We start from the raw sequence: 26,653 nt of genomic DNA, 5'->3' as shown, positions 1-26,653 counted from the left end.
AGCCTATCTCGCGTAGGCCTATAGCAAATTCTTAAAATAAAGAAGGAAATAGATCTTCTTCGTCTTCCAACTTGGGCTGTGAATTCTTAGAAGCGCTTTCTGGATGAGAAAGACTTAAACCCAAAAGGCGGATTGGAAAAATCGTTTTGCCAGATTCTAATATGAATTCTTCCAAAAGTTTAGATCCGATCCGATACAATTCATTCTTATCCATATAAGAATAATCTTCGGTAATACTTCTGGTTTTTTGGGTGAAGTCAGAAAATTTTACTTTCAGAGTAATCGTTTTTCCGGGAAAAGGTTTTTGCAAAAGCCTTCTTTCTAATTCTTCTGCGATATCCGAAAGTTCTCTGAGTATCTCGGAACTATTTTCCAGGTCTTTGGCAAAAGTAGATTCCGCACCTAAGGATTTTCTCTCTCTAAAAGGTTCTACCGGTCTATCATCTAAACCTCTACACACTGCATAGAACCAACGGCCTGATTTTCCGAAATTTTGATCTAATATCTCCAGGCTTTTTTCTTTGAGATCTTTTCCTTTTTTAATCCCAAGAGCATGCATTTTTTTTAATGTAACTTTTCCGATTCCCGGAAATACGGAAACATCTAAGGATTCTATAAACTTTTCGGCCTGTTCCGGACGCACGATCGTCATTCCGTTTGGTTTGTTTTGATCCGTAGCGATTTTAGCCAAAAACTTATTAATAGAAACCCCGGCCGACGCAGTTAGCTGAGTTTCTTCGAAAATTTTTTCCCTGATCTCTTTTGCAATCTCGCTTGCATACGGGATATTTTTCTTATTTTGAGTGACATCTAAAAATGCCTCATCCAAGGAAAGCATCTCTACAAGGTCAGTGTACTCTAAAAATATCTGTCTGATCTTAGAAGATACTTTTCTATATGCCTCGAAACGAGGAGTTACAAAAATCCCGGAAGGACAAAGCCTTGCTGCTTGGGAACAAGGCATTGCAGAACGAACCCCGAATTTTCTTGCCTCATAACTTGCAGCACATACTACCCCTCTGGAATCCGGAGGACCTCCAACAATGATTGGTTTTCCTCGATAACTCGGATTATCTCTTTGTTCTACGGAAGCATAAAACGCGTCCATATCTACATGTAGAATTTTTCGAATCATCTTCCTCTCTATACTAAACAGATATATAGAGAGGTCAAGTTTAATCCGTAACCCGAAGATAGGTTAAAACATAGACCGACTTTGTACCATTCTTCTTTAAAATTCGACTCGCTTCATTCACACTTGCGCCGGTGGTAAAAACATCATCCAAGAGTAATATCTTAGAGGGACAACGGTCCGCCCAATTCGGGTCTATGTCCCAAGCTGAATACGCATGAAAAAATCTTTCCGAAAAACTTTTACCCGCCTGCCTTTCTGCACTCGTCTTCATTAATGGATCTATTAAAGGAATTTTTAATATTCTTTCTGTTTCCTCATACAACCGGCGACTAGGAGAAAATGGCCTGAGATCCGAATTAGAAATCCTGTTTTTAGAATAACTGGGGAGAAGAATACAAGCATCTATATCCAATATCTTCAACTCTCTCAAAACTTTTCTGATCCCCAAAGAGAGAAAAATAGAAACCGGATACTCATGATTCGATTTCAGTTTGTTCAATAATTCCCCCAAAAGATCGTTTCTATCTCTGAGGCTAAACACTTTGGTAAAGAATACATTCCTGGAATCACAGAATTCACAAACTGTAAAAGGTGCTGCTATGGGGGAAGAACATACATTACACCTGTATGATGGCTTAGCAGTCCGAGCGGTATAAGCGCATCTTTTGCAAAGGCCGATCTTTAAGGAAAAGAAGTCCTCTCTGCCGCAAATCCCGCAAAGTAAAGGAAAGAAAAAATCCAAGAGTCTAAGAAAGAATAAATATCTCATAAAATATGCGGGTGTTGACTGATTTTCGCCGCTCGTATTTTTTCAATTTAGAACATCTTTTATTTATTCTTATTTAATAAGTTATTGCTTGTATGGTAAAAATTCGTTCTAATAGCCCACGTTATGGGAAGTCCAAACATAAGAATCTGCTTATTTATCCTTTTATTATCCTCCCCCATAGCCGAACTATTTGCCGAACTGCAGACGATCTATATGAGGAATGGACAGATCTTACGCGGAGAGGTCATCCAGCAAACTGCGACCACAATGCAGATCAAATTAGAAGATGGAAAAATCAAACAACTCAATAAAAAAGAGATCCAAAGAGTTAGCTACAAAGAGCCTACTATCCAAGAAAAGAAAGATTCAGAGGAAAAATTAAAACAACAAACTACAATTATAGAAGAACCTCCTCCTCCCACTCCGGAACCACCCAAAAAGTCCGAACCGGAAGTAGATAAAGCAGCCAGTCCTTACGCGATCGACCAAACTAAAAGAAAAGATGTAGAGTTATATTTCGGAGCAGGTCTTGGAACATACCGCCCTCCTACTGAATCCTATTCAAATCAAACTTCGGTAAAAGCAAATGTCTTAACAGGACAAGTTCCTCCAGATCATGATACGCCCAGTTATAAAAGAGGTTTAGCTTATAGTATGGGCGCCATATACTATTGGAAGAAGTTTGCATTTGGCCTAAGTGCAAATCATTTCAGCGGTGAAACATCCGAAAGAATTAAAGTATATAATCCTAATGCAAGTTTACAAGAGATCGCCGGAAAATTCCCCGAAAAGCAAAGCTCCTTAAAAGCAGATGTTTCCTATCTCGCTTATAGCAATCAAAGGTTTGATCTAAGACCTAGCTTTGGCTATTCTCAATTTTGGGGAAAGACAGACGATAATAATACAATTTCAACCGGTTATAGCGGAAATGAACTGACTTCTTTTTTCAAATACCATTACTATTTTTTAGAAAAGTTAAAAGGCCCATCTATCGGATTAAAAACTACAGTTAGACAAGGCGAAAGATGGGAGCATAGGATAGAATTACATTATCTGATTCTTTCAGGTGCTCAATACAGTACCGGAACTTTGTCTATGTTTAACCCTCCGAATTTTTTTGATTATGGGGTAAACCAAGGAAATATCCAGTGGGATGCAAAAGGATTCAATTTTTCTTATAAACTATTCTATAAATGGACACCTACAATTTCTTTTTGGGTAGGGATCCAAGCATTCGAATGGAAATATTCTTTAAAATCATTTGATCAATCTTTCAATGGACTAGCCAATATAGACAATCCGAGCCCCGTGGATCAATTGGTATTGATTAATCTTCTGTTAACTTCCTCTGCAAAAATGACCCCTGCCACAAGTAAAGCTTCGTCCTTAGAATTCGGAGTGATGAAAAGATTTGAGTTCTCTCAATAATTGAAATTTGTTAGTGAACCCAAATTTAAAGCATTAAATTATTGCCTCCAACCTTTTACGATACAGAATACGTAACAGATGAAATTGTATCCTTGTCGGCTCCTTCTACCGTTCGTTATATTATTGACCCCGGTTGTTTCCATGTTTGCGGAAATGAAGACCATCTACCTGAAGAATGGTCAGATCATTCGTGCAGAAATATTACAGCAAACCGCCACCAACATGACGATCAAAACGGCAGAAGGAAAAACGATACAACTAAACAAGTCCGAGATCAATACAGTTAGTTTCAATGAACCTGCTAAACTTCCTCAGGAAGAGAAAAAGCCGGTCCAGGCGGAACAAACTCCTACTCCACAAATTGCGGAAGTCCCAAAACCTTTCGTAAATTTCCATATAGATCAACTAAAACGAAATGATCTAGAGGTCTATATCGGATTAGGTGCGGGGAGGTATTCTCCTGAAACTCAAGGACTCCCAGTGAAAACCCAAAACAAAATAGGGCTGCTCTCAGGAACTCTTCCCACGGTGATCGATAAACCGACACATTCTCCTGAATTATCCCAAACCTATGGGGCGATTTACACTTGGAAAAGATGGTCAGGAGGAGTTACAGGATCCTATTTAGGGAACAGAAGCACATACGATAGTCATTCTTATGCAAGTGGAATGATGCATAGCACCGGAAGTTTTCCGGAAAGACAGAGTTCTTTGAAAAATGAAATATCCTTTCTTGCATTTACAAACGAAAGGTTCGATCTAAGACCCACAATCGGGTACCAGTATTTCTGGGGTCAATCTCAGGATACGAATTTATCCACATCTTATTATATGGGCAACAGTCTATACTTATATTCTCAAGGTGTAATGAAATTTAACGAAACTCTTAAAGGTTATACGATAGGTCTCAAAGCTACCATCCGGATGGGAGAAAGATGGGAAAATAGATTAGAATATCATAATCTAACTCTAGCGGGAAATCAAGATGGGAGCATAGTATCTGCACTCGTCCCTGCAAACTTATCCCAGGTAGCATTTTACAGACAGTGGCAAAATGTTTCCTGGAACGCGAATGGTTTCCATCTTCTTTATCGATTAGTTTATAGGATCACCCCAACAATTTCAGTTTACGCAGGATTTCAATTTTATGAGTGGAAATACAGCCTGAACTCAGATCAGCAGTATCTTTATTCATCGAAAGACGGGTTGATTGGGGTAGATTTGAGTAATCCGAACGCCTATCTTGTACAACAAAAGTTAATGGAAGCAGTAGGTAAAACGATCAATTCAGAAAGTAGGTCTGCAATTTTAGAATTTGGGATGATGAAAAGATTCGAGTTTATCTCGAAAAATTAAGATATAGTTCATTTAGATCTCAGGCCGAATATTATATTCTATTTCTTATCTAAAGCCCTGCGAATAAAAGACATTATCCCTTTCACGACCTTCTCGTCGTTATCAAAATCTTTTCCCAAATAAACTTTCATTCTTTCACGATAATACTCGGTTGCGTACGAAAATTGAAGTATCATAAAAAGGTTATCGATGCAGAAGGCAAAAACTTTCTCATCCACTTCTTTTCCTATAGAGCCGGACTTTTTCGCTTCTGCCAATAAAGAAGTATAAACTTTAGCGGAAACACTTTCCATATCCGAAGAAAGTCCTCGGATCAATTCAGAATTTCCTTCCGCAGTGATCTCATTGTATAAACGAATGATATCCCTATTTTCTCTAGAATGTTTTTGGATAATTCTTAATATTCTTTCTATCTTACCGAAAAGATCGCTATCTTCGCTTAGAACTTCTTCGAGAGTTTTTTCTAATTGATGGATCCCATAACCTACTGCGGTAAGAAAGAAATCTTCCTTTGTATCAAAGTATTTGTATAAGGACCCAACACTGATCCCGGCCTTCTTCGCAATAATATTAGTGTTCGCATTATTGAAACCTCGGTTCGCAAATTCCGCGATCGCAACTGAAAGTATCCTGGTCCTTTTTTCTTCCGGGATCTTATCAAAAGTATCTCTATTGTATTTTGAAGAGGTAAATTCGGCCACAGTACTTCCTATATTTACTACCTGAGCGGTTCCTAACCTCCGGAATACGGAAAATTTTCCCGGAAGTGTCTTTTCTGTATTTTCTAGTTGACAGTGAGTGAGTATTCACTCACTGTCAACCTATATTCCGCAAAAAAAGGAAAAAGATATGTCTACCGGCTTCGCAATTTCTCAATACCCAGACGTAAAAGGGGTTTATAAGCAACTTCATGACCTGATTCGCCAGCCAATTCGCTCCATTAAGAAGAATGAAATGGAGAAGTACCTTCAGGAATATTTTGAGAAAAAATGCTCTAAATCCAAGACTATGATCGCAGAGGCTTCAGAGTATATCCCGGGCGGCGTGCAGCATAATCTCGCATTCAATTACCCCTTCCCTCTTGTTTTTACAAAGGCATCCGGAGCGCATTTATTTGACCTAGATGGGAACAAATACATAGATTTCCTGCAAGCAGGAGGTCCTACAGTTTTAGGAAGTAATCCTTCTAATATTCGTAAACAGGTTGTTAAACTTCTGGAAACCACAGGACCAGTGACTGGTTTATTCCATGAATACGAGTTAAGACTTGCGGAGAAGATTGTGGAACATATGCCTTCGGTACAAATGTTCCGTATGTTAGGATCCGGAACAGAAGCTTGTATGGCTTCTATCCGTGTCGCAAGACTTGCTACTAAAAAGAAAAATATAGTAAAGATGGGTGGAGCTTACCACGGTTGGAGTGATCAGCTTGCTTACGGACTTCGTCTTCCAGGCACAAGACATTTCGAGTCTCATGGAATTCCTAAACATGTTTTCAAATACACTCAAGAATTCTATCCGAATGATCTAAACGCATTAGAAAGAACCTTAAAAAGAAACCGTTGGAGAGGCGGTACAGCTGCAGTTATCCTGGAGCCGATCGGCCCTGAGAGTGGAACTCGCCCTATAGACATGGACTTCAATAAAGGAGTCAGAGAACTTTGCGACAAGTATGGAGCATTACTGATTTTTGATGAAGTTGTGACTGCATTCCGTATCGGTCTAAGCGGAGCCCAAGGTTATTATGGCGTCACTCCTGATCTAACTGTATTTGGTAAAGTGGTTGCCGGTGGTTATCCTTCCGCCGGTGGATTGGGCGGAAAGAAGGAATACATGAAGTATCTTTCTGCAGGACTTCAAACCGGTGTCAAAAAGGCACTGATCGGTGGAACCATGGCGGCAAACCCTCTAAGTTCTGCTGCAGGTTATTATACTCTTCTCGAGATCGAAAAACAAAAGGCCTGCGAAAAAGCAGGAAGAGCAGGAGATAGGATCACTGCTGGTTTACAAAAACTAATTAAGAAGTATAATCTACCTTTCGTGGCATTCAATCAAGGATCTATATGCCATTTGGAAACTGTTGGAACCATGCTTTTAGAGATCGATATCAAAAAATTCTGGAAGATTAAATCCACGATCAAAGAGGCTCACACTCGTAAAAAGGCGATGGAAGAAATGGGCGCAGCTTACATGGCAGAAGGTATCGTTACTCTTGCAGGAAGCCGCTTGTATACAAGTGCTGCTGATACAGATGCAGTGATCGACGACGCATTAAAAAGATTCGAAAGAGTTTTCCAAAAAGTTGAAGGTGTATAACCTTTAATTCTGCTGAATAGGAGAAGAACATGGAAATAGATAAGGCCAAAAAAATCGTTCGAGATACCGGGATCCGACTCTTAAAGTCTGGTTTGATCGCAAGAACTTGGGGAAATATCAGCCAACGTATTGATGAAAATTATTTTGCAATCACTCCTACCGGCAGAACGTATGAAGATCTAACTCCGGAAGAGATTGTACAAGTAAATATCGAAGACCTTACTCATATAGGAAAGATTAAACCTTCTTACGAAAAAGGACTTCATTCTGCGGCTTACAAACTTCGCCCAAATATTGGTGCAGTCATCCATACTCACCAACTGCAGGCTGCAGTAGTTGCGGCAGCAAGAAAGGATGTGCCTGTTCTAAATCCTCAGATGAAAAAGATCATCGGCGGACCTGTTCTTTGCACTGATTATTCCCTTCCCGGAACTAAGAAGCTGATCAAAATGGCGATCCATGCATTGGATAAATCCGGAAGTAAGGCAGTTCTTTTAGCAAATCATGGAACTCTATGTGTCGGAAAAGATATGGAAGATGCTTTTCAAGTTGCACTTGAGTTGGAAAGAGTCTGCCAATTATTCATTGAGAAAGAATTCTTAAAGGTTTCCGGTTATAAAAAAGGAGACAGGGATTCTATCCGCTCTTGGTACCTCAAAAACTACGGACTGGTAAAATCAGCATGAAAGCTCCTGATAGCCCGATGGATCTTCAAAAATTCCTCCCTCAATTAGTGAAGGAAGGAATTTTAGCTAAGAATGGATGCGCCAGTGTTAAGATCGGAAAAAGTATTTGGATCACTCCTAAAAAAGCGGATCTAAATACGATCGGCAAAAAATCCAAAACGGCTCTTTTAGAAATCCCTTTGGAAGAAAATCAGATCTTTCCGAAAGATATTCCTGATGAAGCAATCCAACATCTTTCTCTTTATTTAGCAAGACCTGAATTTACTGTTATCGTTCACTCTACTCAAGAGAATGTGACGACATGCTCTATGGCAGGAACGACTGTACGTCCCTTCCTTGATGATATGGCCCAGATCGTAGGCCCGAACGCAAAAGTAGTTCCGAATCAAAAGGATGAAAAGGGATTAAAGAAAATCGTTTCAGCAATTAGCAGAAGAAACGCAGTATATCTTCAAGATGTAGGAGCGTTATGTGCTCATAAAAGTTTAGATGATGTTCACGCGGTATGTATGGTTTTAGAAAAAGCAAGCAAGGCATTCGTAGAATCTAAAATTCTGGGTGGCGGAAAACCAGTTCCTTGGTTAGAAGCAGAAGCTATCCGATTCGTCTATCAGAGAAAATATTCTAAACAAGCAGAGAAAAATCGAGGTTAAGATTCTTTTGTGTCGAGCTTGAATCTACTGTAGATCTGGATTTGTTTAAGGGTGGCCCCACCCTCTTTGGGTGGGGGCTGGCCGGTGGTACCCGCTAAAGTGTTCGATGCAGTTGCATCATTTTGATTTCGGCGTCATTCTCGTTTGACCTCGAGTTTCTCGGTCACCGACTCGTTAAGACGGTCGTCTTCTCGCTCCTATTGTCGCTGCGAAGGGGGCTGGCCGGTGGTACCCGCTAAAGCTGCTCGCCCCTCATATCACAAAATCTAATTTTCCACAATCAGAATTTATCATTCTTCTCTTGTTGGAATTCCAACAAAGATCAAAGCAAAATTTTTATTTACAACCTTCTCTAATTTTCCCCTGCGATTTTCTTCTCCACTCACTGGTTCGATGACTTCAATCTACCGCTAAGATCTTCCAAATAAGCTTTCATAGTCGCATCATGACCGAATACATACTTAGAAAGGACTCTAAATAGAGGATTCGACACAAAACCATTCTCAGTAATTTTTAGTTTAGTTATTGGACCATTTTGGCTGATTTCGAATTCCCAGCCTCCGCCAAAAGGAAGATCTTCGTTTAGTATTTTAGTTCTCAAATAATTTGGAGAACGTTCTTCTATAAACCCAAAACGAATATTGTTCCCATGAGAATCCGACTCGGCCCAGATTGTATCAGATTCAATATCCACCGATTTTAATCCCCTTCTCCAAACCTGGTACTCGCGAACATTACGAATGATCTTATATATACTTTCAGGAGAAGAAGAAAAATCTTTCTCCACACTTGCAATATGATCCTTAGGAAGTAAATATCCAGAAAGCACAATCAAAACTATAATACCGACCAAGCTAAGTAGAATGACCCAAACAATTTTCATCTAATATCTCCTTTCGATTTGACTAAGTGAAATATAAGTTTTTATAAACTTTCTTAATTATAAAACAATTTCAAAAAACTTAATTTGAGAACGGTTATTTCCTAAGATCGAAAATATAGAAAGTCTATAAATTTCCATTTTGCTAAATAAGACTTGGATCTCTGGACGAGATAACTATCTTGCTCGCCCATGAAGAGAATACAAAAATATATAATCGCTTTTGGTGCTATCTGTATTTGCGCTTGCAGCCCGGAAAAAAATATATCTCCGGAGCTAATTGGACTGCTTGGGAACGGACACAATCCAAATTCCAAATCTGAATATTCCATTCTGGAAACTAATCTGAACATTCCTGCTATTCACAGCTTGGATTATACAAATAGCGAATTAGAACGTAAGATCTTAGTTGGAGATAAAACTTATAACGGGGTTACTGATAAAATTTTTTTAGATGGTTTAGGAAGAGAAGTATCTTTCCGAGGGTTCAATATTTCAGGGAATGTAAAACTTGTTCAACACGGTTTCAAACCTTTTGCAAACGATTCAGATGCGGAGACTGCCTTTAATAGATTAGGCAAAACCACCGGTTCCAATATGGTCCGATTCACAATTGCATGGGAAGGAACTCATCCATCTGTGAATACGATCAATTATACTTATTTGGATGCAATCATCTCTCAGATGAGAAAAGCGATCTCCAAAAAGATGTATGTTTTACTCGATTATCACCAAGATCTTTATTCAAGACATCTATTTAATAAAAACTCCTGGCACACGGGAAATGGCGCTCCTTCTTGGATTATTTCAGGAAGTTCTTATCCTTCCGAATATTGCGGAATTATTTGCGCCAATTGGAGTCAAAACAATCTTACAAACGAAGCTGTTCGTAAAGGTTTTCGCAACTTCTGGAATAATGTATCTATTTCAACTACCTCGGGGACTAGATATGTTCAGACTGAATATCTTTGGCAGATCGGAAAGACTGTAGCCTATATTAAGGAAAAATTAAGTCCGGAAGAGTTCGATTATATAGTAGGATTAGATCCTTTCAATGAACCTGTGGACGGAGGAATGGAGGGTTTAAGTCCCGCACAATGGGATAACCAAAAACTTTGGCCTTTTTACAGAAAAGTGAGAGAGGCTCTATCCCAAAACGGATGGCAGAATAAGCTGGTATTCGCCGAACCTTTGGTATTTTGGAATACAAACGTAGGAGTTGTCGCCCCTGCAACTGGAGGAGGACATTTAACGACCCAACCGGGAGAAGGATTCGCTTTCAATTCCCACTTTTATGACGCGGGAAGAATGGGAACAGACCTGACAGGGATAGACAATGCCACATATTTTAAATACTTGGATGAGATCCGAAAAGAAGCGCGGTTCTTGAATATTCCATCTTTCTTAAGTGAATTTGGGATGTGGCTAAAAGGCGTGGGAGCTAAAGACACGCCCAGAATGATCAACGCAGTCTACCAAGCCATGGAAATCTCGGATAAGTCCCAGACAACTAAAACAAGATTCGCTGACTTCTACAATCCAATCGTATCCGGAACACAATGGCATTGGGATTATTACTATGATAAACATAACGAATATATGAACGGTAATAGTTCAAAACTTATCACTACCAAAGATGCTTGGAATAACGAAGACTTCTCAGTGATAGGAAATTATGGAACAACCTTCAATATGGACTATCATGTGACACAAAGGGCGTACGTAAGAAGAATACAAGGAAGAGCTGTAAGTTCTCATTATAATGCAATCGGATACGATACTTGGAATAATGTATTTGCTTGGGCAGCAATTAAAACCGTCCAAAACGGAACAAAATACTTCGGAGATAAAAGATTTATCTTAGTGATTTGGAAAGGTAGAAGTTCGGATGCTCCTACAGAAATTTATCTGCCTCCTCATTTTAATAAAAATGATACCGTTCTAATCACTGAAAAACGTATCTACAATAAACAAATTCCGGGAATTTTTCTGCAAGAATCGAATGAAGCAATTTTAACGGATGATAGAAGTCGAGAAAGTGGATCCGGAAATCTAGCATTAATTTGGGATGATCTAGATCCGGAAGAAGATCTAAATGATAGTATACATTATGCACTCATAGTAGATGGATTAGGTTCTACGTTTGATATCCAAGCATTACAGACTCTGCAAGCTGGGTTGAATATTCGGATACTAAATGAAAAGAAGAGCCCGATTTACTTAACCGGCAAAATGACTTACGGAGGTTATCCGGCCGAACAATAAAAGAAAGTTTTAAATTGCGAGATTGTTTTTAAAGGAGCCACTTACTTTTCTCTTATTTTTTTCCGTCTTAAGTATTTGGAGGCGGGATTATATTTTTACAACTATCCTACATTCTGTAAAAAATTTGTAGATGATACGTTCAAAAATATATTCACTAATCCAAATACAATAGGCGATTTCCAGAAGAGGCCGATTAGGGATGGAAGAAAAAAAGGAACTCATCACGGAGAGAATTATAGCCTCCGGTCCACTGACGATTAATCGGATCCGTTTCGGTTTAGCAGGACTATTCCTGCTTTCCCTCGCTGCTGCTTGGACACAAAGCTCTGCTGTTCAAAATGCAGCGTATCTGATCGGAACAGGCTCAATGCTTGGTTACGCTTATTATAATCATTACTGCAATAAGAAATACGGAAAGATACCGTCTATGGTCGGGAAAGTTTCCGTGCTTGCCGACATCGTCATCTTATCTATAGTCATGTTCGTAGCGTCCTGGACGGATAGGAACATGGCATCCGGAGTGATCCGGCAGATCATTTTATACGCGATCAATATGATCTTCATCGTGTATTCAGTATTATTATTATCACCGACAGTCGCAAAACTTTCAGGAATCTTCAGCGTAGTCGGACAAGGACTCGTGATCTTAAATACCATATTCAGGGGAGTAGAATTTACTGAAGACGAGCTCAAAGTTATCTCTCCAGGATATGCATCCATTTCGGAACAGTCCTTAAAATTAGTATTTTTAGCGGTAGTATCTTATATTACTCGAAGTGTGATCCTGATCTTCCGCAAAATTGGCGCGGTAGAGGAAGAATACGCAAACACTTTAGAGCAAAAAGTAGACGAAAGAACGGTAGAAGTCACCAAAAGAATGGAGGAGATCCAAGCTCTCAAAGTCCAGCAAGATGGGGATTATTATCTCACTTCTCTCCTGAGTAAACCACTCATGACAAACTGGAATACTTCCCAAGACGTGAGCACCATCTTCTACATAGAACAAAAGAAGAAGTTCACATTCAAAAATAGGGAGTCCGAACTTGGTGGAGATATTTGTATCAGCGGAAATCTACTATTCGGACCTGAAAAAGAAAAATGGACCTTCTTCTTAAACGGAGATGCAATGGGAAAATCTCTCCAAGGTGCCGGAGGGGCAATCGTGCTCGGAACTGCTGTGAATAATATCTTGTCTCGTTCTGCAAGCCACGGAAAGACAATCGATATCAATCCAGAAGCTTGGATGCTCCAAACTCATAGAGAACTAGATGAAATATTCAGAACATTCGATGGAACCATGATGGCATCCGCTATCTTCGGGCTTATCCATGACAAAACCGGAAAGATCTTTATACTGAACGCGGAACATCCTTGGCCGGTATTGTTCAGAGATGACAGATCATCCTTCTTGGCCCCGGAACTTTCTTCGTGGAAATTAGGATCTCCATTCGGAGCGAATATTAAAATTCATGAATCTTATCTGCAACCTGGAGACGTTCTTTTCTTAGGTTCAGACGGAAGGGATGATATCAATATCAGCTCGGACGGGATCAACTGGAAAATGAACGAGGATGAGAACTTATTCGTTCGCATTGTGGAAGATTCCAAAGGTGATTTGGACACGATAGCAGGAAAATTGCACGGAGTAGGTGCGATAGCAGACGACCTTTCTCTTATAAGGATTGGTTATAAAGAATTAATAGATCCTGAACATCCTAAGTATAACGATGCAGTAGCAAAGTACAACCAAGCGAAACAACATTTAGCGAAAAAAGAAGTACCAATAGCTCTCGAGCTTCTAGAATTATCCTGGAACTTGGCTCCAAATTTTAAAGAATCCGCAAGACTCATCGGACAGATCTATTACGACAAAAAAGAATTCTCCAAAGCCTCAAAATGGTTAGAACGTTATTTAAATTTGGATCAAGAATCTCATAATATCTGGTTCTTATTGTCATTATGCTATAAACATATGAAGGAATTCCAACGCGCAGCAGACGCAGCGGAGAAGGTCCGAAATACTCAACCACATCGTCTAGCTAACCTGATCAATCTTTCAGACAATTATAGACTTCTGAATAAATTCAAAGACGCACGATCGGTATTAGAAAAAGCAAAAGAGTTAGATGGAGAAAGCGCACTCGTAGGAAAGTTAGACGAGTTTCTGAAATCGAAAGGGTTCTAATATAATAGCCCTTCCGCTCTTATATATTCCTTCGTATATTTTTTATATTCTCCGAATTGAAATTTCCAAAACAAATTCCATCGTTCTGCGGTGAAAATCGGTCCGCGTGTTAGTTTCAGGATACCATCGTAATATTGTTTTAAATCCGGATCCAGAATCCCGTTCTCTCCCTTCTTTAAACCATCTATGTAACCTTTTGGAATCTTCCTCTTTTTGTGTCCTATCCTTCCCGAGCCGGAAAGCCTTGCCAAAAGTGGATCGGCCAAAGCGAACTTATCCACGATATAATAATCTGGTCCATAAACATAACCGGACCTTCCGATCATTCCCTGTATTACAACTGATTCTTTTACATCGAAAACATTATTCTTGTCAGCTAAATTTGCCAACCAAGAGGTTGGATATTTACGAAATGCTAACCCAGTATCCAAGTAATAAAATCCTTTTTCATCCGCTATGTCGTATGGCATTCCAGCTTCAAATGAACGAACTTCTTTATAGTAGGAAATTTTCTTAGGCATCGGATGAAAAGGAGTTAAGCGAAATTGAATATTATAAATAAATAATAAGATTATCAAAAATATGGCTTCCTTTTTCTTAAAAGGGAATTCTTTTGCAAGCGAAAGCCCAAACATGAATATAGCAGGAGTAAAAAACCTTCCCACCATAAAATCGCCGCCAACCGAGATTAGATATAGAAAAAAAGGTAATAAAGAAATAAGAGTCAAAAGTGCAAGCTTATTGAATCTTTTAAAAAAAAGACCGACGAGTATCGCTATCGGAAAAAACAAAAATGCAATCGGGTCCCAAAGTTGCTGGCGCTCATAGTAATGCCAACCCTGAAGGGCAGTTTCCAAAAATGTCTCAGTGATATTCGTTTTTGCATAATATGTATTGGGCAAAAAGGAACCGTAGTATATCCCTGCAAATAGAAACCAAATAATGATAGGCGAGCCGTAAAGAGCGGAACGCAAAATCGTCTTCCAATTAATCAGGCCTTTTGAAAATTCTAAAAAGAATAATACCAGATAGGGAATGAATAAAACGAGTATCAAATCCAATCTGGAAACCAGACCAATGGAAACCCAAAAGGTAAGTGCAGGCAATCTACTCTTTTCTGGTTCAGCCGGGGCTTTCCAAAGTATAAAAAAGAAAATCGCTTGGATCAAATGATTCAGACAATTCTCCAATCCGGAATAAGTATAATCAATAAACGCTCTAGAAGAGAATAAATAGATTACCGCTATAAAAAAGGAAAATCTGGAGGAAGAGATCTTTTTCAGAAAGACTAAGGAAAGAACCCCGAACAAAAAAGAAGAAATAAATGAAATCGCTACGATATTCTTCCAAAGAATATACGGCAGAAGAAGAATTAAAACAAGAAGAGGATTTGTATAAACTTGGACCCTTTCCACTACATTCCAGCGAAGACCAAAACCGTTCGCGAAATTATCAACCACCCTAAAACTTATAAATGCATCGTCAGAAAGCCAGGCGTGATGATAAGAAATATAAATAAATGTGATGATGGAAAGGATAAGGTCCCAGTAAGGAACCATGTTCAAACGATTTAATAATCTTTGGAAAACTTCGTTTATTTGACTGAAAATGTATTTTCCTGAAATCATTTTAGATACTCCCAAAATACACTACTGACAAACCAAACACATTCACCTAACTCACCTCTCATAAAAAGAAAAAACCCCGATGCCGTTTCCAACATCGGGGCCCACATATCTCCCATCTCTTCGGGGATTATATATATTATTTTTTCTTCTTAGGAGCAGCTTTCTTAACTGCTTTTTTCGGAGCTGCAGACTTCTTAACTGGTTTAGCTTTAGGAGCAGCTTCTTTTTTAGGAGCTTTTTCCTTTTTAGCTGGAGCAGGAGCTGCCGCTTTTTCTTTTTTAGAATCGGAAATAGCCTCTCTCTTATCTTTGATTTCTTTGATAAGTGTAGGACGATCCTTTCTGTTAGTAAGCTCTAAAATTCCTACTTCGGAATTGTCAGAAGCTCTGTTGATCTTTTTCAGGATCCTAGTGTATCCGCCATTAACAGCTGCATAACGAACTGCGATATCTTCAAAAAGTTTCGTAACGATATTACGATCTTTTACTCTTTTTAGAACTTCACGTTTATTGTGAAGTGCAACCGCAGGAGCAATATCAGTCGCGAGATTTCTTTTTGCTCTGGTGATAATCTTTTCAGCGTGAGAACGAACCACTTTCAATTTTGCTTGAGTAGATTCGATTCTCTCGTATTTGAAAAGACTAGTGATCATGTTATTGATCAGAGCGTCTCTATGACCTTTTTCGCGGTTGAGATGTTTTACTTTATTTCTTTTGTTCATATTAGAAATCTCTCATTCCGAACGAAAGTCCCAAACCAGCAAGTTTGGACTTAAGTTCTGCGAGACCTTGCTCGCTATAATGTTTAGATTTGGACATCTCTTCTTCAGATCTCTTAACGAGGTCTCCAACGAAGTCGATTTCCAAACTGCGAAGAACGTTTAGGGAACGTACAGAAAGTTCGAGTTCTTCCACGTGTTTGGAAAGGGAAGCTTTCAACTTCTCGTCCGCCTCGTCCAACTCGTCTTCTTCTTCCTCTAACTCTTCTTCGAAGTTGATGAATACTGTAAGGTGCTCTTTTAGGATTTTAGCCGCTTGAGCAACTGCATCCTCAGGAGAAATGGATCCGTCTGTCCAAACTTCCAGAGTCAATTTTTCATAATCGGATCTCTGAGCCACACGGGTCTCGGAAATTTCGAAAATTACTTTTTGAACTGGAGAGAAGATAGAATCGATCGGAATAGTTCCGAGAACTTCGATATCCTTCTTTTTATCTTCTGCAGGAACGTATCCTCTTCCTCTTTGGATTTCGAGATCCAATACAAGGTTCGCATCTTCATTCAAAGTTGCGATATGAAGATCCGGGTTCATGATCTCGATGGAAGAATCCACAGCAAGGTCTCCCGCTCTGAAATATCCTGCACCTTTCAATTCCAAATGGATAACTTTGCTTTGGTCCTTGTCCTCAGGCTCGTATTTAATACGAACTTGTTTGAGGTTTAGGATGATACGAGTAACGTCTTCAGCGACTCCTTCGATATAAGAGAACTCATGGTTCACACCTTCGATACGAAGAGCGGAAATAGCCGCTCCTTCGATGGAAGACATGAGAGTTCTACGAAGAGAGTTTCCGATTGTGGTCGCAAAACCGCGCTCGAAAGGCTCCGCTACGAATTTTCCGTAGTTAGGAGTAGTCGCTTCCGTAGTAAATTCGATCTTTTTGGGACGTTTAAATCCTTTGAGTAAACTTTTTAGAGACACTTAGAAACCCTTCCCAATAAAATTACTTGGAGTACAACTCCACGATCACCTGCTCTTTTACTGGAATGTCGACATGATGACGTTCCGGCAAAGACAGAATTTCTCCTGAGAACTGAATGAAATCAGAAGACACCCAAGAAGGAATATTATTCAGAGATTGAGCCAGTTGGATATTCTGGGTAATAAAACCAGAAGTTCTGAATTTAGGTTTGATCTCGATCTTATCGCCTACTTTTAAACGGAAAGATGGAATATCCACTTTCTCTCCATTTACCAAAATATGGTTATGGGCGATGAAGTTTCTCGCCTGACGTCTAGTCACTGCGAAACCTAAACGATATACAACGTTATCTAATCTTCTTTCTAAAAGTTGGAGAAGAATTTCACCGGTTACACCGTGAGCATGAGATGCTTCTTCATAAAGGCTACGGAATTGTTTTTCTAAAAGTCCGTAAGCTCTTTTCAACTTCTGTTTTTCACGAAGCTGAGAACCATACTCGGAAATTTTCGGTTTCCGCTTAGGTTGCATTCCAGGAGGTCCCTTTTTATGGAACTTATCTCTATTGAAAGTAAAACTGGATTTGAGGTAAAGGTTAACACCTTCTCTCCTCATTAGTTTAACGACAGGTCCTCTATATCTTGCCATATTATTCCTACCTTAAACCCTTCTTCTCTTACGTGGACGACAACCGTTATGAGGTAAAGGTGTAACGTCCTTGATCATTTTAATAGAAAGTCCTCTAGCAACTAAGGAACGGATTGCGGATTCGCGTCCGATTCCTGGGCCAGAAACAAGAACATCGACTTCTGCAAGACCAGTTGCATCGATCGCTTTTTCTGCCGCATTTCCCGCTGCGATCTGAGCCGCATACGGAGTAGATTTTTTGGAGCCACGGAAACCCATAGCACCAGCGGTTGACCAAGACAGAGTGTTTCCTGCCAAGTCAGTGATGGTGATGATGGTATTGTTAAAAGAAGCGGTAATATAGACCTTTCCGCGAGGAACGACCTTTTTCTCCTTCTTCTTAACCTTTTTCTCTTTTTTGCCTTTTTTATCTTCAGCCATGATTACTTAGTCACCTTCTTCTTATTGGCAACGGTCTTCTTAACACCCTTACGAGTACGAGCGTTAGTTCTGGTTCTTTGTCCACGAACCGGAAGACCCCTTCTATGACGCAGGCCTCTGTAACAACCGATATCCATCAATCTTTTGATATTGAGTTGGTTTTCGGAGCGAAGATCTCCTTCTACCTTGATACTTTCTTCGATCGCTTTTCTGAGAGCAGCTTCTTGAGTGTCGGAAAGATCCTTTACTCTGATTTTTTCATCTACTCCCGCCTTAGCGAGAAGTTTGCGAGAAGTGGATCGGCCGATTCCGTAAATATACGTTAGACCAACAACGATTCTTTTTTCTCTTGGAAGATCGATACCTGCGATACGAGCCATGATTATGCTTGCCTTTGCTTGTGTTTAGGGTTGGTGCAGATCACTCTGATCACACCTTTTCTTCTGATAACTTTGCAGCTAGTGCAGATTTTTTTTACGGAAGTTCTTACTTTCATAACGTGTTCCTATTTTTTGCGGTAGGTAATCCTACCCTTGGTTAAATCGTAAGGAGAAAGCTCCACGGTGACTTTGTCGCCTGGAAGGATCCTGATATAATGCATTCTCATTTTACCGGAAATATGGGCCAAAACCTTGTGACCATTTTCCAGCTCTACGCGGAACATAGCGTTTGGGAGAGGTTCCAAAACGGTACCGTCCACGGTGATTGCATCTTCTTTAGCCAAGTTAAGCTAACTCCTTCTCGATCAGTTTTGTGACTGTATCCAAGTTCCCCACTCCGTTTACACGGGAGAGATTTCCTTTTGCAGCATAGTAGTCCAATAATGGAAGAGTCTTCTTGTTATAAGTTTCCAATCGACTCTTGATCGTTGTTTCGTTGTCGTCGGAACGACCTTCGATTTCTGCACGTTTTAATAAACGTTCCAGAAGTTCTTGATCAGGAACTTCCAGATTGATCGCTCTCTTGATCTTTAAACCTTCAGTGCTTAGGATTTTATCCAATGCATCTGCTTGCTCTACGGTTCTTGGAAATCCATCCAATAAGAATCCGTTTTTACAATCAGGCTCCACAAGACGATCTTTGATAATGCCAATAACAACTGAATCCGGAACTAAATCTCCGGCATCCATATACTTCTTCGCTTCTAATCCCATTTGAGTACCGTTTTTAACGGCAGCTCTCAGGATATCTCCAGTAGAGATCTGAGGAATTCGCAAAGTGTCGCAAAGTATCTTTGCTTGGGTGCCTTTACCGGCACCCGGAGGGCCCATGAAAATGATGGAATTCATTTTCTTAAGACCTTCCCTTGATCTTAGTTTTTTTCAAGAAACCATCATAGTTTCTCATGAGCAATTGAGACTCTAATTGTTTCAGAGTTTCCAATGCTACCCCTACCATGATCAATAGGGATGTTCCACCGAAGGTGTATACCAAGGATCCACCACCGGAGTTCGTTCCTAAATTTAAGAAACGAATAATGATATACGGAGCTAATGCAAGCCCTGCTAAGAAAACAGCACCAGGAAGAGTGATCCTATTTAAGACCTTCTCAATATATTCCTTAGTATGAGAGCCTGGACGAATTCCAGGAATGAATCCATTATACTTACGAAGATTCTCCGCAAGTTCTCCAGGATTGAATTGGATCGCAGTATAGAAATATGCGAAGAACACGATCAGTGCGATATATACGAAGAAGTAAAACGCTGCGTGGTACCAAGTCTGAGAGAAAGGATTCAGATAATCCAATAAAAGAACCCAGCCCGCCCAGTTAGGAAGTTCTGAGATCTGTTGGATGATCGTCTGAGGAAAAAGTAATAATGAAGAAGCGAAGATGATCGGCATTACGCTCGCGCCATTCACTTTAAAAGGAATGCTTTGAGACTTAGCTTGGACCATTTTTCTTCCCACCATTTGTTTTCCATACTGTAAAGGAACCTTACGGACACCTTGAGTAAGAAGAACAGTTAATGCGATGAGTAGAATGAATAAAAGAAGAAGGATGATAATATTCAGTCCGTCTACGAAGTTCTCACGGAACAACTGAGCTACGGAAACTGGAAGACGTCCCACGATACCAGCAAAGATCAAAAGAGAAATACCGTTACCGATCCCTCTTTCAGTAATTTGTTCACCTAACCAGATCAAAAGAACAGTTCCAGTAGTGATAGATAATAGAGCAATAAAGAAGAACCAAGATTCAACAGAAGAGTGGATCAAACCTGGGTGAAGAGCCGGTGCATTGTCCGCTCCATAAGACCAACGTTGTGCCAAACGAATCACCGCTAAAGACTGAACTCCGCAAAGCAGAATAGTTCCGTATTTAGTGTATTGGCTGATCTTCTTACGGCCTTCTTCTCCTTCTTTTTGGAGTTTTTGTAAAGAAGGAACAAGAACCATCACTAACTGCATAATGATGGAAGAAGAAATATAAGGCATGATACCTAACGCGAAAATAGAGAAGTTCAGAAGAGCTCCTCCCGCGAACATATCAAACATTCCTACAAGACCTTCGGCTGCGTTTGCATCCAAAGCGATTGCAGAAACTACTTTAGGATCGATACCAGGAATAGTAATATGAGTTCCGAGACGGAAGAGTAAGAGCATACCAAGAGTGAAGAAAACTTTGTTTCTCAACTCTGGAATTTTGAAGATATTTGCGATCGAAGTCAGCATATTGCTTTGTTCTCTTTCCTTATTTCCTGGTCATTCCCCTTTCGGGCAAAAGGGACTCAAAGGTTTACCCCGAGTCCCTTCTTAAACATTAAAGATTCGTTTCAGACAAACAGTTGAAAACGACTCGGATTAAGCTTCTTTAGAAGCCAATTCTGAGCGAAGTTTTACGGAACCGCCTGCTTTCTCTATCTTTGCCTTGGCAGAAGCGGAAAAACCGTCCGCTACTATATGAACCGCTTTTGTGATCTCACCGGTTCCCAAAATCTTGAAAAGAGTGCCCTCATTATCAAGAATCTTCGATTCAACCATAATTTTGGCATCTATGTTGCCGGTCAACCCGCTTTTCTCTATGTCTCTCAAGTTGATTGGGAAGAAATCCTTATGAAATATAGAAGTAAATCCGCGTTTTGGAAGTCTTCTGTGGATAGGCATCTGCCCACCTTCGAATCCTCTACGAACGGTATTACGAGCATACTGTCCTTTAGAACCACGTCCTCCCGTTTTACCGGTTTTGGAACCGATACCACGACCTAAACGTTTTTTGTTCTTAGTAGAACCTGCTGGAACTGGAATTGTATTCCCAGCCGGCTTGTCTCCCTTTTCAGTGCGCTCTTTTCCGAACGCTAGGGCAGCCTTAATTCTTTCTTTACTCATTTCCCTTACCTAATTACGCCTTTTCGACTCGGACCAGGTGTTGAACATCATAGATCATCCCTTTCACCTGCGGAGTTAGAGTATGTTTTCTTTGTTGTCCGGTTTTACGGAGTCCCAAAGCAGCCAGAGTTAGCTTCTGGCCTTTTTTAATCCCGATACTACTTTTAATTTGAGTAACGATTACGGTTTCCATGTTTTTATCCTACGTCGTTTCCGAAAAGACGAGCCAGAGTGATTCCTCTTTTACGAGCTGCCAACACAGGAGTCTCCAATTGTTGAAGAGCGTCCAGAGTCGCCTTTACGATGTTTACTGGATTCGAAGAACCCCAAGATTTGCTAAGAATATCTTGGATACCAACTTTCTCCACTACGGAACGAACGGATCCACCAGCGATGATTCCAGTTCCCGCAGTAGACGGTTTCAGGATCACTCTTGCCGATTTGAATTTTCCGATCACTTCGTGAGGAATGGTATGTCCTCTGAATTGGATTTTTACCAAATTTTTCTTAGCGGACTCGATGGATTTACGGATCGCATCCGGAACCTCATTCGCTTTACCGAATCCGATTCCCACTTTTCCTTTTGCATCTCCAACTACTGTTAGAGCGTTAAAGGAGAAACGACGTCCACCTTTTACAACTTTAGCAACGCGATCGATCTTTACGACCTTCTCGTTAAACTCTTTCTGTTCTTGATCTTGTTCGTACGCCATTATTAGAACTCCAACCCGGCTTCTCTAGCCGCATCCGCGAAAGCCGCGATTCTTCCGTGGTAAATCATTCCGGAACGATCCAGCATAACTACCTTTACACCTTTAGAAGCGGCTTTTTCTCCGATCGCTTTTCCCAAAGCCTTAGCAGCTTCTACATCTTTGCGGCTTTTACCAGCAAAGGTAGCTTCTAAAGTAGAAGCAGCTACCAAGGTAGTTCCTTGGGTATCATCCACGATCTGGCAGGAAAGATAACGATTGGATTTATTGAATACCAATCTAGGGCGAGAGCTAGATTGTCTCAGTTTGAATCTGGAACGCTCTGCTCTTCTGCGTTTGGCTGCGATTTTTTTCAGTTTATTAATCATGGCCTTACTTCTTACCGGTTTTTCCGGCCTTTCTCTTGATAAATTCGTCGTTGTACTTGATCCCTTTACCTTTATAAGGCTCAGGAGGTCTCTTAGAACGGATATCTGCCGCAACTTGTCCGACTAGTTGTTTATCTATCCCAGAAATTTTGATCTTCACTTGTTCAATGACTTCGATCTTAATTCCTTTAGGAGCTTTATAAACAACCTCGTGGGAATATCCAAGGTTCATCACCAGATCTTCACCGCGCTTAGCAGCACGATAACCAACCCCTGTGATCTCCAGGTTTTTTTCCCAACCGGCGGTCACACCCTTTACGCTATTCATAAGAAGAGCGCGGGTTAATCCGTGAAGAGCTACTACGTTTTGCTCTTCGCTGGATCTTTCTAATTTCACAGTTCCACCCTCGTTTTTCAGAGAGATTCCTGCAAAAATAGGAGTTTGTAACTCGCCTAGAGGACCTTTCACTTTAATTACGGTGCTGTCCTGTTTTACTTCCACTTTATCCGGAAGTTTGATTTCTGCTTTTCCAATCCTGGACATAGGTCTTTATAAGTTTCCGTCACTCTTAAGAGAGTTTACAGATAACCTCTCCTCCTACGCGTAATTTCCGAGCTTTTTTGCCGGTCATAACTCCCTTGGAAGTGGAGAGAATCATAGTTCCCATATTATTTTTATACGGGCGGATCTCTTCGCTTTTCATGTAAACTCTACGACCTGGTTTAGATACACGAACTAACTCGCGGATCACTGGTCTTTTGGTTACATCGTATTTCAAAGCAACTTTGAAATCTTCGAAACTTCCGTTAGTCACCGGCTCATAGCCGTTGATAAATCCTTCTTCTTTTAATAACTCCAGAATAGAACGTTTGATCTTACTTCCTGGAATCACACAACTTTCATGTTTCGCACGACCAGCATTACGAATGCGGGTCAGCATATCACCGATTGGATCAGATAAACTCATTATAATGTCCTCCTTACCAAGATGCCTTAACTACGCCCGGAATTTGAGCTTGGCTAGCAAGCTTCCGGAAGCAGATTCTGCACATGTCGAATCTTCTTAGGTAACCGCGAGGGCGTCCGCAAAGTGGGCAACGGTTGTGAACCCTTACTTTGAATTTCTTTTTTTTCTTATGTCTTTCGATTAAAGAGGTCTTAGCCATGATTGCGGGCTCCTTATCTCAGGTTCCGGAACGGCATACCGAAAGCAGCGAGAAGGCTATAAGCTTCTGCGTCTACCTTGGTGTTCGTTACGAAGGTCAGGTTCATCCCGTAGAGAGTGTTGATCTTATCCACTTTGATCTCTGGGAAAATGATTTGTTCTTTGATGCTGAAGTTGTAGTTTCCGCGGCCGTCAAAACCTTTCTCGGAAACTCCTTTAAAGTCACGCACCCTTGGAAGAGCCACGTTCACCAAACGATCTAGAAACTCATACATATAGTTTCCACGTAAGGTAACTGTGGTACCGAGGCTCATACCTTCGCGGAGTTTGAATCCTGCGATGGATTTTTTTGCCTTGGTTTTAACCGGGCGTTGTCCGGTGATCAATGCGAGTTCTTCTACTGCCGCTTCCAATGCTTTAGGGTTGGTATGAGCCTCACCCATTCCCACGTTCAGAACGATTTTTTCCAAACGAGGAACTTGCATAATGGACTTGAAGTTAAATTGTTTCTGAAGAGCGGGAACGATTTCTTTCCCGTATTTATCTCTTAATCTAGCTGCTGCCATGACTTAGATCTCTTTCCCTTCCGGCTTAGAAACGCGGACTTTTTTACCTTTGTTCTCTTGGTAGCCCAGACGAACTCCCTTCTTCTTTTTGGAATCGTAGAACATTACGTTAGAAATGTGCATTGGAGCTTCCACTTCTACGATACCACCTTGAGGGTTTTCTTGGGTAGGTCTTAAGAAACGTTTACGTTTATTCAGTCCTTCTACTACTACACGATCCCTTTTCTTATCGATAACTAGGATCTTGCCTTTTTTTCCTTTCTCCTTTCCTGCGATAACGACTACTTCGTCATCTTTGTGAAGGCGAACGGATTTGAATTTTGTATATTCGGATCCCCGATACGTTAGCTTAGACATTATAAAACCTCCGGCGCTAGGGAGATGATCTTAGCGTATTTTTTATCGCGAAGTTCGCGAGCTACTGGCCCGAAAATACGGGTCCCTTTCGGGTTTCCTTTGTCGTCGATAATTGCGACTGCGTTATCATCGAAACGAATATAAGAACCATCTGGACGACGGATTTCTTTTTTAGTTCTAACAACAACTGCGCGTTGAACGGCCTTGTTATGGACCTTTTTCCCCGTGGAATCTTTTAACCCGTATGCAGGTTGTGCGTCTTTAACGGCGACGATGATCTCGTCTCCTACGGAGGCGTAACGTTTTTTAGAGCCTCCTAAGACTTTAATACACATAACTCTTTTGATTCCGGAGTTATCGGCGACTTGGAGGATGGTTTCCTGTTGGATCATCTTACTTTGCCTTTTCTACGATCTTAAATAGACGGTGACGCTTTTCACGGGATAGAGGTCTGGTTTCAATCGCCAGAATTCTATCTCCTACTTGGCACTCATTTCTTTCGTCATGAACCTTCATTTTAACGGTTCTACGAACGATCTTCTTAAACTTAGGGTGAGTCTTGCGAGCTTCTACTAACATCACTAAGGTTTTATCCATAGCGGTGCTCACGACTTTACCTTCGCTAAGAAGTGATTTTTTTATATGCTTCTTTGCAGTTTCCATAATCAGTTCGTTCCTTTAGCTACCTTCTTAGCAGAAGCGTTTGCTTTTGCCAAAGCCTGTACCTTACGAGTAGCTCTTGAATAACGTCTAGCTTTAGTGGCGCCAGACTTCGCAGCCAACTCTCTGTTCTTTTGGATAGTTAGAAGGCGTGCGATTTTTTTCTTCGCGTTAGTAATCACCTTCGGGTTCTCCAAAGAACGAGCAACTCCGTATTGGAAACGTGCTGTACGAATGATTTTGTAAGCATCTTCCAATTGTGCTAAAATTTCTGCGTCTTTCAACTCTGCGAGTTTGATCTTTTTCACAGCGTAGACCTCTTCACGAATTCAGTTTGAACCGGTAGTTTATAAGCAGCCAGATCCAAAGCTTTTTTAGCGGTTGCTTCATCGATTCCGCTCATTTCGAATAAAACTCTACCAGGTCTGATCTCTGCGATCCAGAACTCAGGGTTACCTTTACCTTTACCCATACGAGTTTCCGCTGGTTTTTTAGTAATAGGTAGATGAGGGAAGATCCTAATCCAAAGTTTCCCGCCTCTTTTTACCTGACGGTTGATAGTGATCCTTGCCGCTTCGATCTGTCTTGCAGTCAAACGTCCGGAAGTAACGGCTTTAAGACCGAACTCACCGAAGGACACTTTGGAACCACGCTCGTCGTTTCCTTTCAAGCGGCCCCTTTGTCTTTTTCTGAACTTAACTCTTTTAGGTGATAACATCGTTTTTTACCTTTGGATCATCAGAGACGATCAGTTGGTCCTTCTTTTAACGGCGTATTTATCTTCTTCGGACTCTTCTTTACTGTTGATGAAGTCTCCAGTGTAAGTCCAAACCTTCACTCCGATTTGTCCGAAAGTGGTGCTGGCTTCACGGAATCCTAGATCGATTTTCGCTCTTAGGGTATGAAGAGGAATTCTTCCTTCACGATAACCTTCACGACGAGCCATGTCCGCTCCGTTCAAACGTCCGGAGATAAGGATCTTAATTCCTTCTACTCCACCTCTCATCGCACGACGAAGTTCTTGTTTCATCACGCGGCGGAACGGTTGACGTTCTTGGATTTGGATCGCGATAGACTCAGCAATACATTGTGCGATAGTCTCAGGTTTCTTAACTTCGATAATGTTAAGATTAAGAGGTTTCTCGGTCATAGTTTTAAGAACTTTTTTAACGGCTTCGATATTCGCTCCGTTTTTACCGATTACCACACCTGGCTTAGCAGTGTGAAGGTTAACGTTGATTTTTTCAGGAAAACGCTCCACAACAACTTTTACAACGCCTGCTTCTTTGAAACGGCCTTGGATAAATCTACGAATTCTAATATCTTCGTGCAGGTTCTTTCTGTAGTCAGCTTGCGAGAACCAAATGGAATCCCATCCACGGGTAATTCCGATACGAAGTCCGATTGGGTTAACTTTCTGTCCCATGAT

General features: G+C 40.7%; 35 protein-coding genes. 7 read left to right on the top strand and 28 right to left on the bottom strand.

Annotated elements, in window-relative coordinates:
- Positions 1–31 precede the first annotated feature (31 nt).
- A complete protein-coding gene (dinB, locus tag CH377_RS13985; protein WP_100724379.1) occupies positions 32–1,135 on the bottom strand; it encodes a DNA polymerase IV in 1,104 nt (367 codons plus the stop codon).
- A gap of 40 nt (positions 1,136–1,175) precedes the next feature.
- Positions 1,176–1,676 (bottom strand): ComF family protein, encoded by a 501-nt coding sequence (locus CH377_RS13980; protein WP_244283712.1) that lies wholly within the window; start codon positions 1,674–1,676, stop codon positions 1,176–1,178.
- A 351-nt stretch (positions 1,677–2,027) separates the two neighbouring features.
- Between CH377_RS13980 and CH377_RS13975 the strand changes: the two genes are divergently transcribed.
- The gene (locus CH377_RS13975) at positions 2,028–3,332 is read left to right on the top strand and encodes an LA_0442/LA_0875 N-terminal domain-containing protein (protein ID WP_423789932.1); all 1,305 of its coding nucleotides are present in this window, start codon (positions 2,028–2,030) and stop codon (positions 3,330–3,332) included.
- A gap of 78 nt (positions 3,333–3,410) precedes the next feature.
- Entirely contained in the window at positions 3,411–4,688 is a 1,278-nt protein-coding gene (locus CH377_RS13970) for an LA_0442/LA_0875 N-terminal domain-containing protein (protein ID WP_100724376.1), read from the top strand.
- A 38-nt stretch (positions 4,689–4,726) separates the two neighbouring features.
- Here the strand turns inward: CH377_RS13970 and CH377_RS13965 are convergent, their stop codons facing one another.
- Entirely contained in the window at positions 4,727–5,389 is a 663-nt protein-coding gene (locus CH377_RS13965; RefSeq protein WP_100724375.1) for a TetR/AcrR family transcriptional regulator, read from the bottom strand.
- 148 nt (positions 5,390–5,537) lie between these two features.
- Between CH377_RS13965 and CH377_RS13960 the strand changes: the two genes are divergently transcribed.
- From CH377_RS13960 to CH377_RS13950, 3 genes are read left to right on the top strand one after another with little or no spacing between them, the layout of a single operon-like run.
- Positions 5,538–7,004, top strand: a complete 1,467-nt coding sequence (locus CH377_RS13960; RefSeq protein WP_100724374.1) for an aspartate aminotransferase family protein — start codon at positions 5,538–5,540, stop codon at positions 7,002–7,004.
- A 29-nt stretch (positions 7,005–7,033) separates the two neighbouring features.
- The gene (locus tag CH377_RS13955; protein WP_100724373.1) at positions 7,034–7,690 is read left to right on the top strand and encodes a class II aldolase/adducin family protein; all 657 of its coding nucleotides are present in this window, start codon (positions 7,034–7,036) and stop codon (positions 7,688–7,690) included.
- Positions 7,687–8,343: a class II aldolase/adducin family protein gene (locus CH377_RS13950; protein WP_100724372.1), complete on the top strand. Its 657-nt coding sequence runs from the start codon at positions 7,687–7,689 to the stop codon at positions 8,341–8,343. The genes CH377_RS13955 and CH377_RS13950 overlap by 4 nt, the downstream gene beginning before the upstream one ends.
- A 382-nt stretch (positions 8,344–8,725) precedes the next feature.
- Here the strand turns inward: CH377_RS13950 and CH377_RS13945 are convergent, their stop codons facing one another.
- Positions 8,726–9,226: an LIC10604 family protein gene (locus tag CH377_RS13945; RefSeq protein WP_100724371.1), complete on the bottom strand. Its 501-nt coding sequence runs from the start codon at positions 9,224–9,226 to the stop codon at positions 8,726–8,728.
- A gap of 189 nt (positions 9,227–9,415) precedes the next feature.
- On the opposite strand from CH377_RS13945, the gene CH377_RS13940 reads away from it, so the two are divergent.
- Together CH377_RS13940 and CH377_RS13935 are read left to right on the top strand one after the other, a co-directional pair.
- Complete coding sequence (locus CH377_RS13940; protein ID WP_100724370.1) at positions 9,416–11,488, top strand: glycoside hydrolase family 5 protein; 2,073 nt, start codon at positions 9,416–9,418, stop codon at positions 11,486–11,488.
- Between the two features lie 199 nt (positions 11,489–11,687).
- Positions 11,688–13,673 carry a PP2C family protein-serine/threonine phosphatase gene (locus CH377_RS13935; RefSeq protein WP_100724369.1) on the top strand — a complete coding sequence of 662 codons (1,986 nt, stop codon included), beginning with the start codon at positions 11,688–11,690 and terminating at the stop codon, positions 13,671–13,673.
- Here CH377_RS13935 and CH377_RS13930 read toward each other — a convergent pair.
- From CH377_RS13930 to rpsC, 24 genes are all read right to left on the bottom strand, one after another.
- Entirely contained in the window at positions 13,670–15,301 is a 1,632-nt protein-coding gene (locus tag CH377_RS13930; RefSeq protein WP_100724368.1) for a hypothetical protein, read from the bottom strand. The two genes, CH377_RS13935 and CH377_RS13930, sit on opposite strands and share 4 nt — an antisense overlap.
- 136 nt (positions 15,302–15,437) lie before the next feature.
- On the bottom strand, positions 15,438–16,022 hold the full coding sequence (rplQ, locus tag CH377_RS13925) for a 50S ribosomal protein L17 (protein ID WP_100724367.1): 585 nt from the start codon (positions 16,020–16,022) through the stop codon (positions 15,438–15,440).
- Between the two features lies 1 nt (position 16,023).
- Complete coding sequence (locus CH377_RS13920) at positions 16,024–17,001, bottom strand: DNA-directed RNA polymerase subunit alpha (RefSeq protein WP_100724366.1); 978 nt, start codon at positions 16,999–17,001, stop codon at positions 16,024–16,026.
- 22 nt (positions 17,002–17,023) lie between these two features.
- Complete coding sequence (gene rpsD / locus CH377_RS13915; RefSeq protein ID WP_100724365.1) at positions 17,024–17,647, bottom strand: 30S ribosomal protein S4; 624 nt, start codon at positions 17,645–17,647, stop codon at positions 17,024–17,026.
- A 12-nt stretch (positions 17,648–17,659) separates the two neighbouring features.
- On the bottom strand, positions 17,660–18,067 hold the full coding sequence (gene rpsK, locus CH377_RS13910; protein WP_100724364.1) for a 30S ribosomal protein S11: 408 nt from the start codon (positions 18,065–18,067) through the stop codon (positions 17,660–17,662).
- Positions 18,068–18,069: 2 nt separating this feature from the next.
- Positions 18,070–18,447 carry a 30S ribosomal protein S13 gene (rpsM, locus tag CH377_RS13905; protein WP_100710931.1) on the bottom strand — a complete coding sequence of 126 codons (378 nt, stop codon included), beginning with the start codon at positions 18,445–18,447 and terminating at the stop codon, positions 18,070–18,072.
- A 2-nt stretch (positions 18,448–18,449) separates the two neighbouring features.
- Positions 18,450–18,563, bottom strand: coding sequence for a 50S ribosomal protein L36 (gene rpmJ / locus CH377_RS13900; RefSeq protein WP_008594142.1), 114 nt, complete (start codon positions 18,561–18,563; stop codon positions 18,450–18,452).
- A gap of 9 nt (positions 18,564–18,572) precedes the next feature.
- Positions 18,573–18,791: a translation initiation factor IF-1 gene (infA, locus tag CH377_RS13895; RefSeq protein ID WP_008595303.1), complete on the bottom strand. Its 219-nt coding sequence runs from the start codon at positions 18,789–18,791 to the stop codon at positions 18,573–18,575.
- Position 18,792: 1 nt separating this feature from the next.
- Entirely contained in the window at positions 18,793–19,356 is a 564-nt protein-coding gene (locus CH377_RS13890; protein WP_100724363.1) for an adenylate kinase, read from the bottom strand.
- Positions 19,357–19,360: 4 nt separating this feature from the next.
- Positions 19,361–20,743, bottom strand: a complete 1,383-nt coding sequence (gene secY, locus CH377_RS13885; RefSeq protein WP_086448211.1) for a preprotein translocase subunit SecY — start codon at positions 20,741–20,743, stop codon at positions 19,361–19,363.
- Between the two features lie 129 nt (positions 20,744–20,872).
- Entirely contained in the window at positions 20,873–21,397 is a 525-nt protein-coding gene (gene rplO / locus CH377_RS13880; protein ID WP_100724362.1) for a 50S ribosomal protein L15, read from the bottom strand.
- 13 nt (positions 21,398–21,410) lie between these two features.
- Positions 21,411–21,590 carry a 50S ribosomal protein L30 gene (gene rpmD, locus CH377_RS13875; RefSeq protein ID WP_100724361.1) on the bottom strand — a complete coding sequence of 60 codons (180 nt, stop codon included), beginning with the start codon at positions 21,588–21,590 and terminating at the stop codon, positions 21,411–21,413.
- Between the two features lie 4 nt (positions 21,591–21,594).
- Positions 21,595–22,110: a 30S ribosomal protein S5 gene (gene rpsE / locus CH377_RS13870; protein ID WP_020770439.1), complete on the bottom strand. Its 516-nt coding sequence runs from the start codon at positions 22,108–22,110 to the stop codon at positions 21,595–21,597.
- 2 nt (positions 22,111–22,112) lie between these two features.
- Positions 22,113–22,475 carry a 50S ribosomal protein L18 gene (rplR, locus tag CH377_RS13865; protein WP_100724360.1) on the bottom strand — a complete coding sequence of 121 codons (363 nt, stop codon included), beginning with the start codon at positions 22,473–22,475 and terminating at the stop codon, positions 22,113–22,115.
- Between the two features lie 4 nt (positions 22,476–22,479).
- Positions 22,480–23,019 carry a 50S ribosomal protein L6 gene (gene rplF, locus CH377_RS13860; RefSeq protein ID WP_020770319.1) on the bottom strand — a complete coding sequence of 180 codons (540 nt, stop codon included), beginning with the start codon at positions 23,017–23,019 and terminating at the stop codon, positions 22,480–22,482.
- Between the two features lie 25 nt (positions 23,020–23,044).
- Positions 23,045–23,443, bottom strand: coding sequence for a 30S ribosomal protein S8 (rpsH, locus tag CH377_RS13855; protein ID WP_008594088.1), 399 nt, complete (start codon positions 23,441–23,443; stop codon positions 23,045–23,047).
- Positions 23,444–23,456: 13 nt separating this feature from the next.
- The gene (locus tag CH377_RS13850) at positions 23,457–23,642 is read right to left on the bottom strand and encodes a type Z 30S ribosomal protein S14 (protein ID WP_010513640.1); all 186 of its coding nucleotides are present in this window, start codon (positions 23,640–23,642) and stop codon (positions 23,457–23,459) included.
- A 13-nt stretch (positions 23,643–23,655) separates the two neighbouring features.
- Positions 23,656–24,207 carry a 50S ribosomal protein L5 gene (rplE, locus tag CH377_RS13845; protein ID WP_086448207.1) on the bottom strand — a complete coding sequence of 184 codons (552 nt, stop codon included), beginning with the start codon at positions 24,205–24,207 and terminating at the stop codon, positions 23,656–23,658.
- Positions 24,208–24,210: 3 nt separating this feature from the next.
- Positions 24,211–24,564: a 50S ribosomal protein L24 gene (rplX, locus tag CH377_RS13840; protein WP_008595860.1), complete on the bottom strand. Its 354-nt coding sequence runs from the start codon at positions 24,562–24,564 to the stop codon at positions 24,211–24,213.
- Positions 24,564–24,956, bottom strand: coding sequence for a 50S ribosomal protein L14 (gene rplN / locus CH377_RS13835; protein WP_008596038.1), 393 nt, complete (start codon positions 24,954–24,956; stop codon positions 24,564–24,566). The genes rplX and rplN overlap by 1 nt, the downstream gene beginning before the upstream one ends.
- Position 24,957: 1 nt before the next feature.
- Positions 24,958–25,227: a 30S ribosomal protein S17 gene (rpsQ, locus tag CH377_RS13830; RefSeq protein ID WP_100710925.1), complete on the bottom strand. Its 270-nt coding sequence runs from the start codon at positions 25,225–25,227 to the stop codon at positions 24,958–24,960.
- Between the two features lie 2 nt (positions 25,228–25,229).
- A complete protein-coding gene (gene rpmC, locus CH377_RS13825; protein WP_100724359.1) occupies positions 25,230–25,532 on the bottom strand; it encodes a 50S ribosomal protein L29 in 303 nt (100 codons plus the stop codon).
- Positions 25,529–25,942, bottom strand: a complete 414-nt coding sequence (gene rplP, locus CH377_RS13820; RefSeq protein WP_008593851.1) for a 50S ribosomal protein L16 — start codon at positions 25,940–25,942, stop codon at positions 25,529–25,531. The genes rpmC and rplP overlap by 4 nt, the downstream gene beginning before the upstream one ends.
- Positions 25,943–25,972: 30 nt before the next feature.
- Entirely contained in the window at positions 25,973–26,650 is a 678-nt protein-coding gene (gene rpsC, locus CH377_RS13815) for a 30S ribosomal protein S3 (protein WP_100724358.1), read from the bottom strand.
- Positions 26,651–26,653 lie beyond the last annotated feature (3 nt).

Source organism: Leptospira haakeii (assembly GCF_002812045.1).
Classification (GTDB): domain Bacteria; phylum Spirochaetota; class Leptospiria; order Leptospirales; family Leptospiraceae; genus Leptospira_B; species Leptospira_B haakeii.
Note: the sequence above shows the minus strand (reverse complement) of the source record. Positions and strands in the feature narration are given on the sequence as shown.

Bases quoted from the DNA above. Each gene is read 5' to 3' on its own strand.
- CH377_RS13970 (WP_100724376.1), top strand. From the start codon at position 3,411: ATGAAATTGTATCCTTGTCGGCTCCTTCTACCGTTCGTTATATTATTG.
- rpsC (WP_100724358.1), bottom strand. From the start codon at position 26,650: ATGGGACAGAAAGTTAACCCAATCGGACTTCGTATCGGAATTACCCGT.
- rpmD (WP_100724361.1), bottom strand. From the start codon at position 21,590: ATGGAAACCGTAATCGTTACTCAAATTAAAAGTAGTATCGGGATTAAA.
- rplF (WP_020770319.1), bottom strand. From the start codon at position 23,019: ATGTCCAGGATTGGAAAAGCAGAAATCAAACTTCCGGATAAAGTGGAA.
- rpmJ (WP_008594142.1), bottom strand. From the start codon at position 18,563: ATGAAAGTAAGAACTTCCGTAAAAAAAATCTGCACTAGCTGCAAAGTT.
- CH377_RS13850 (WP_010513640.1), bottom strand. From the start codon at position 23,642: ATGGCTAAGACCTCTTTAATCGAAAGACATAAGAAAAAAAAGAAATTC.
- rplQ (WP_100724367.1), bottom strand. From the start codon at position 16,022: ATGAACAAAAGAAATAAAGTAAAACATCTCAACCGCGAAAAAGGTCAT.
- rpsD (WP_100724365.1), bottom strand. From the start codon at position 17,647: ATGGCAAGATATAGAGGACCTGTCGTTAAACTAATGAGGAGAGAAGGT.
- CH377_RS13890 (WP_100724363.1), bottom strand. From the start codon at position 19,356: ATGAATTCCATCATTTTCATGGGCCCTCCGGGTGCCGGTAAAGGCACC.
- CH377_RS13945 (WP_100724371.1), bottom strand. From the start codon at position 9,226: ATGAAAATTGTTTGGGTCATTCTACTTAGCTTGGTCGGTATTATAGTT.
- dinB (WP_100724379.1), bottom strand. From the start codon at position 1,135: ATGATTCGAAAAATTCTACATGTAGATATGGACGCGTTTTATGCTTCC.
- secY (WP_086448211.1), bottom strand. From the start codon at position 20,743: ATGCTGACTTCGATCGCAAATATCTTCAAAATTCCAGAGTTGAGAAAC.
- rplN (WP_008596038.1), bottom strand. From the start codon at position 24,956: ATGATCCAACAGGAAACCATCCTCCAAGTCGCCGATAACTCCGGAATC.
- rplO (WP_100724362.1), bottom strand. From the start codon at position 21,397: ATGAGTAAAGAAAGAATTAAGGCTGCCCTAGCGTTCGGAAAAGAGCGC.
- CH377_RS13950 (WP_100724372.1), top strand. From the start codon at position 7,687: ATGAAAGCTCCTGATAGCCCGATGGATCTTCAAAAATTCCTCCCTCAA.
- rpsQ (WP_100710925.1), bottom strand. From the start codon at position 25,227: ATGGAAACTGCAAAGAAGCATATAAAAAAATCACTTCTTAGCGAAGGT.
- CH377_RS13955 (WP_100724373.1), top strand. From the start codon at position 7,034: ATGGAAATAGATAAGGCCAAAAAAATCGTTCGAGATACCGGGATCCGA.
- rplP (WP_008593851.1), bottom strand. From the start codon at position 25,942: ATGTTATCACCTAAAAGAGTTAAGTTCAGAAAAAGACAAAGGGGCCGC.
- rpsH (WP_008594088.1), bottom strand. From the start codon at position 23,443: ATGAGTTTATCTGATCCAATCGGTGATATGCTGACCCGCATTCGTAAT.
- CH377_RS13935 (WP_100724369.1), top strand. From the start codon at position 11,688: ATGGAAGAAAAAAAGGAACTCATCACGGAGAGAATTATAGCCTCCGGT.
- CH377_RS13975 (WP_423789932.1), top strand. From the start codon at position 2,028: ATGGGAAGTCCAAACATAAGAATCTGCTTATTTATCCTTTTATTATCC.
- rpsE (WP_020770439.1), bottom strand. From the start codon at position 22,110: ATGGCGTACGAACAAGATCAAGAACAGAAAGAGTTTAACGAGAAGGTC.
- CH377_RS13930 (WP_100724368.1), bottom strand. From the start codon at position 15,301: ATGATTTCAGGAAAATACATTTTCAGTCAAATAAACGAAGTTTTCCAA.
- rplR (WP_100724360.1), bottom strand. From the start codon at position 22,475: ATGATTAATAAACTGAAAAAAATCGCAGCCAAACGCAGAAGAGCAGAG.
- rplX (WP_008595860.1), bottom strand. From the start codon at position 24,564: ATGTCTAAGCTAACGTATCGGGGATCCGAATATACAAAATTCAAATCC.
- rplE (WP_086448207.1), bottom strand. From the start codon at position 24,207: ATGGCAGCAGCTAGATTAAGAGATAAATACGGGAAAGAAATCGTTCCC.
- rpsK (WP_100724364.1), bottom strand. From the start codon at position 18,067: ATGGCTGAAGATAAAAAAGGCAAAAAAGAGAAAAAGGTTAAGAAGAAG.
- CH377_RS13940 (WP_100724370.1), top strand. From the start codon at position 9,416: ATGAAGAGAATACAAAAATATATAATCGCTTTTGGTGCTATCTGTATT.
- CH377_RS13960 (WP_100724374.1), top strand. From the start codon at position 5,538: ATGTCTACCGGCTTCGCAATTTCTCAATACCCAGACGTAAAAGGGGTT.
- rpsM (WP_100710931.1), bottom strand. From the start codon at position 18,447: ATGGCTCGTATCGCAGGTATCGATCTTCCAAGAGAAAAAAGAATCGTT.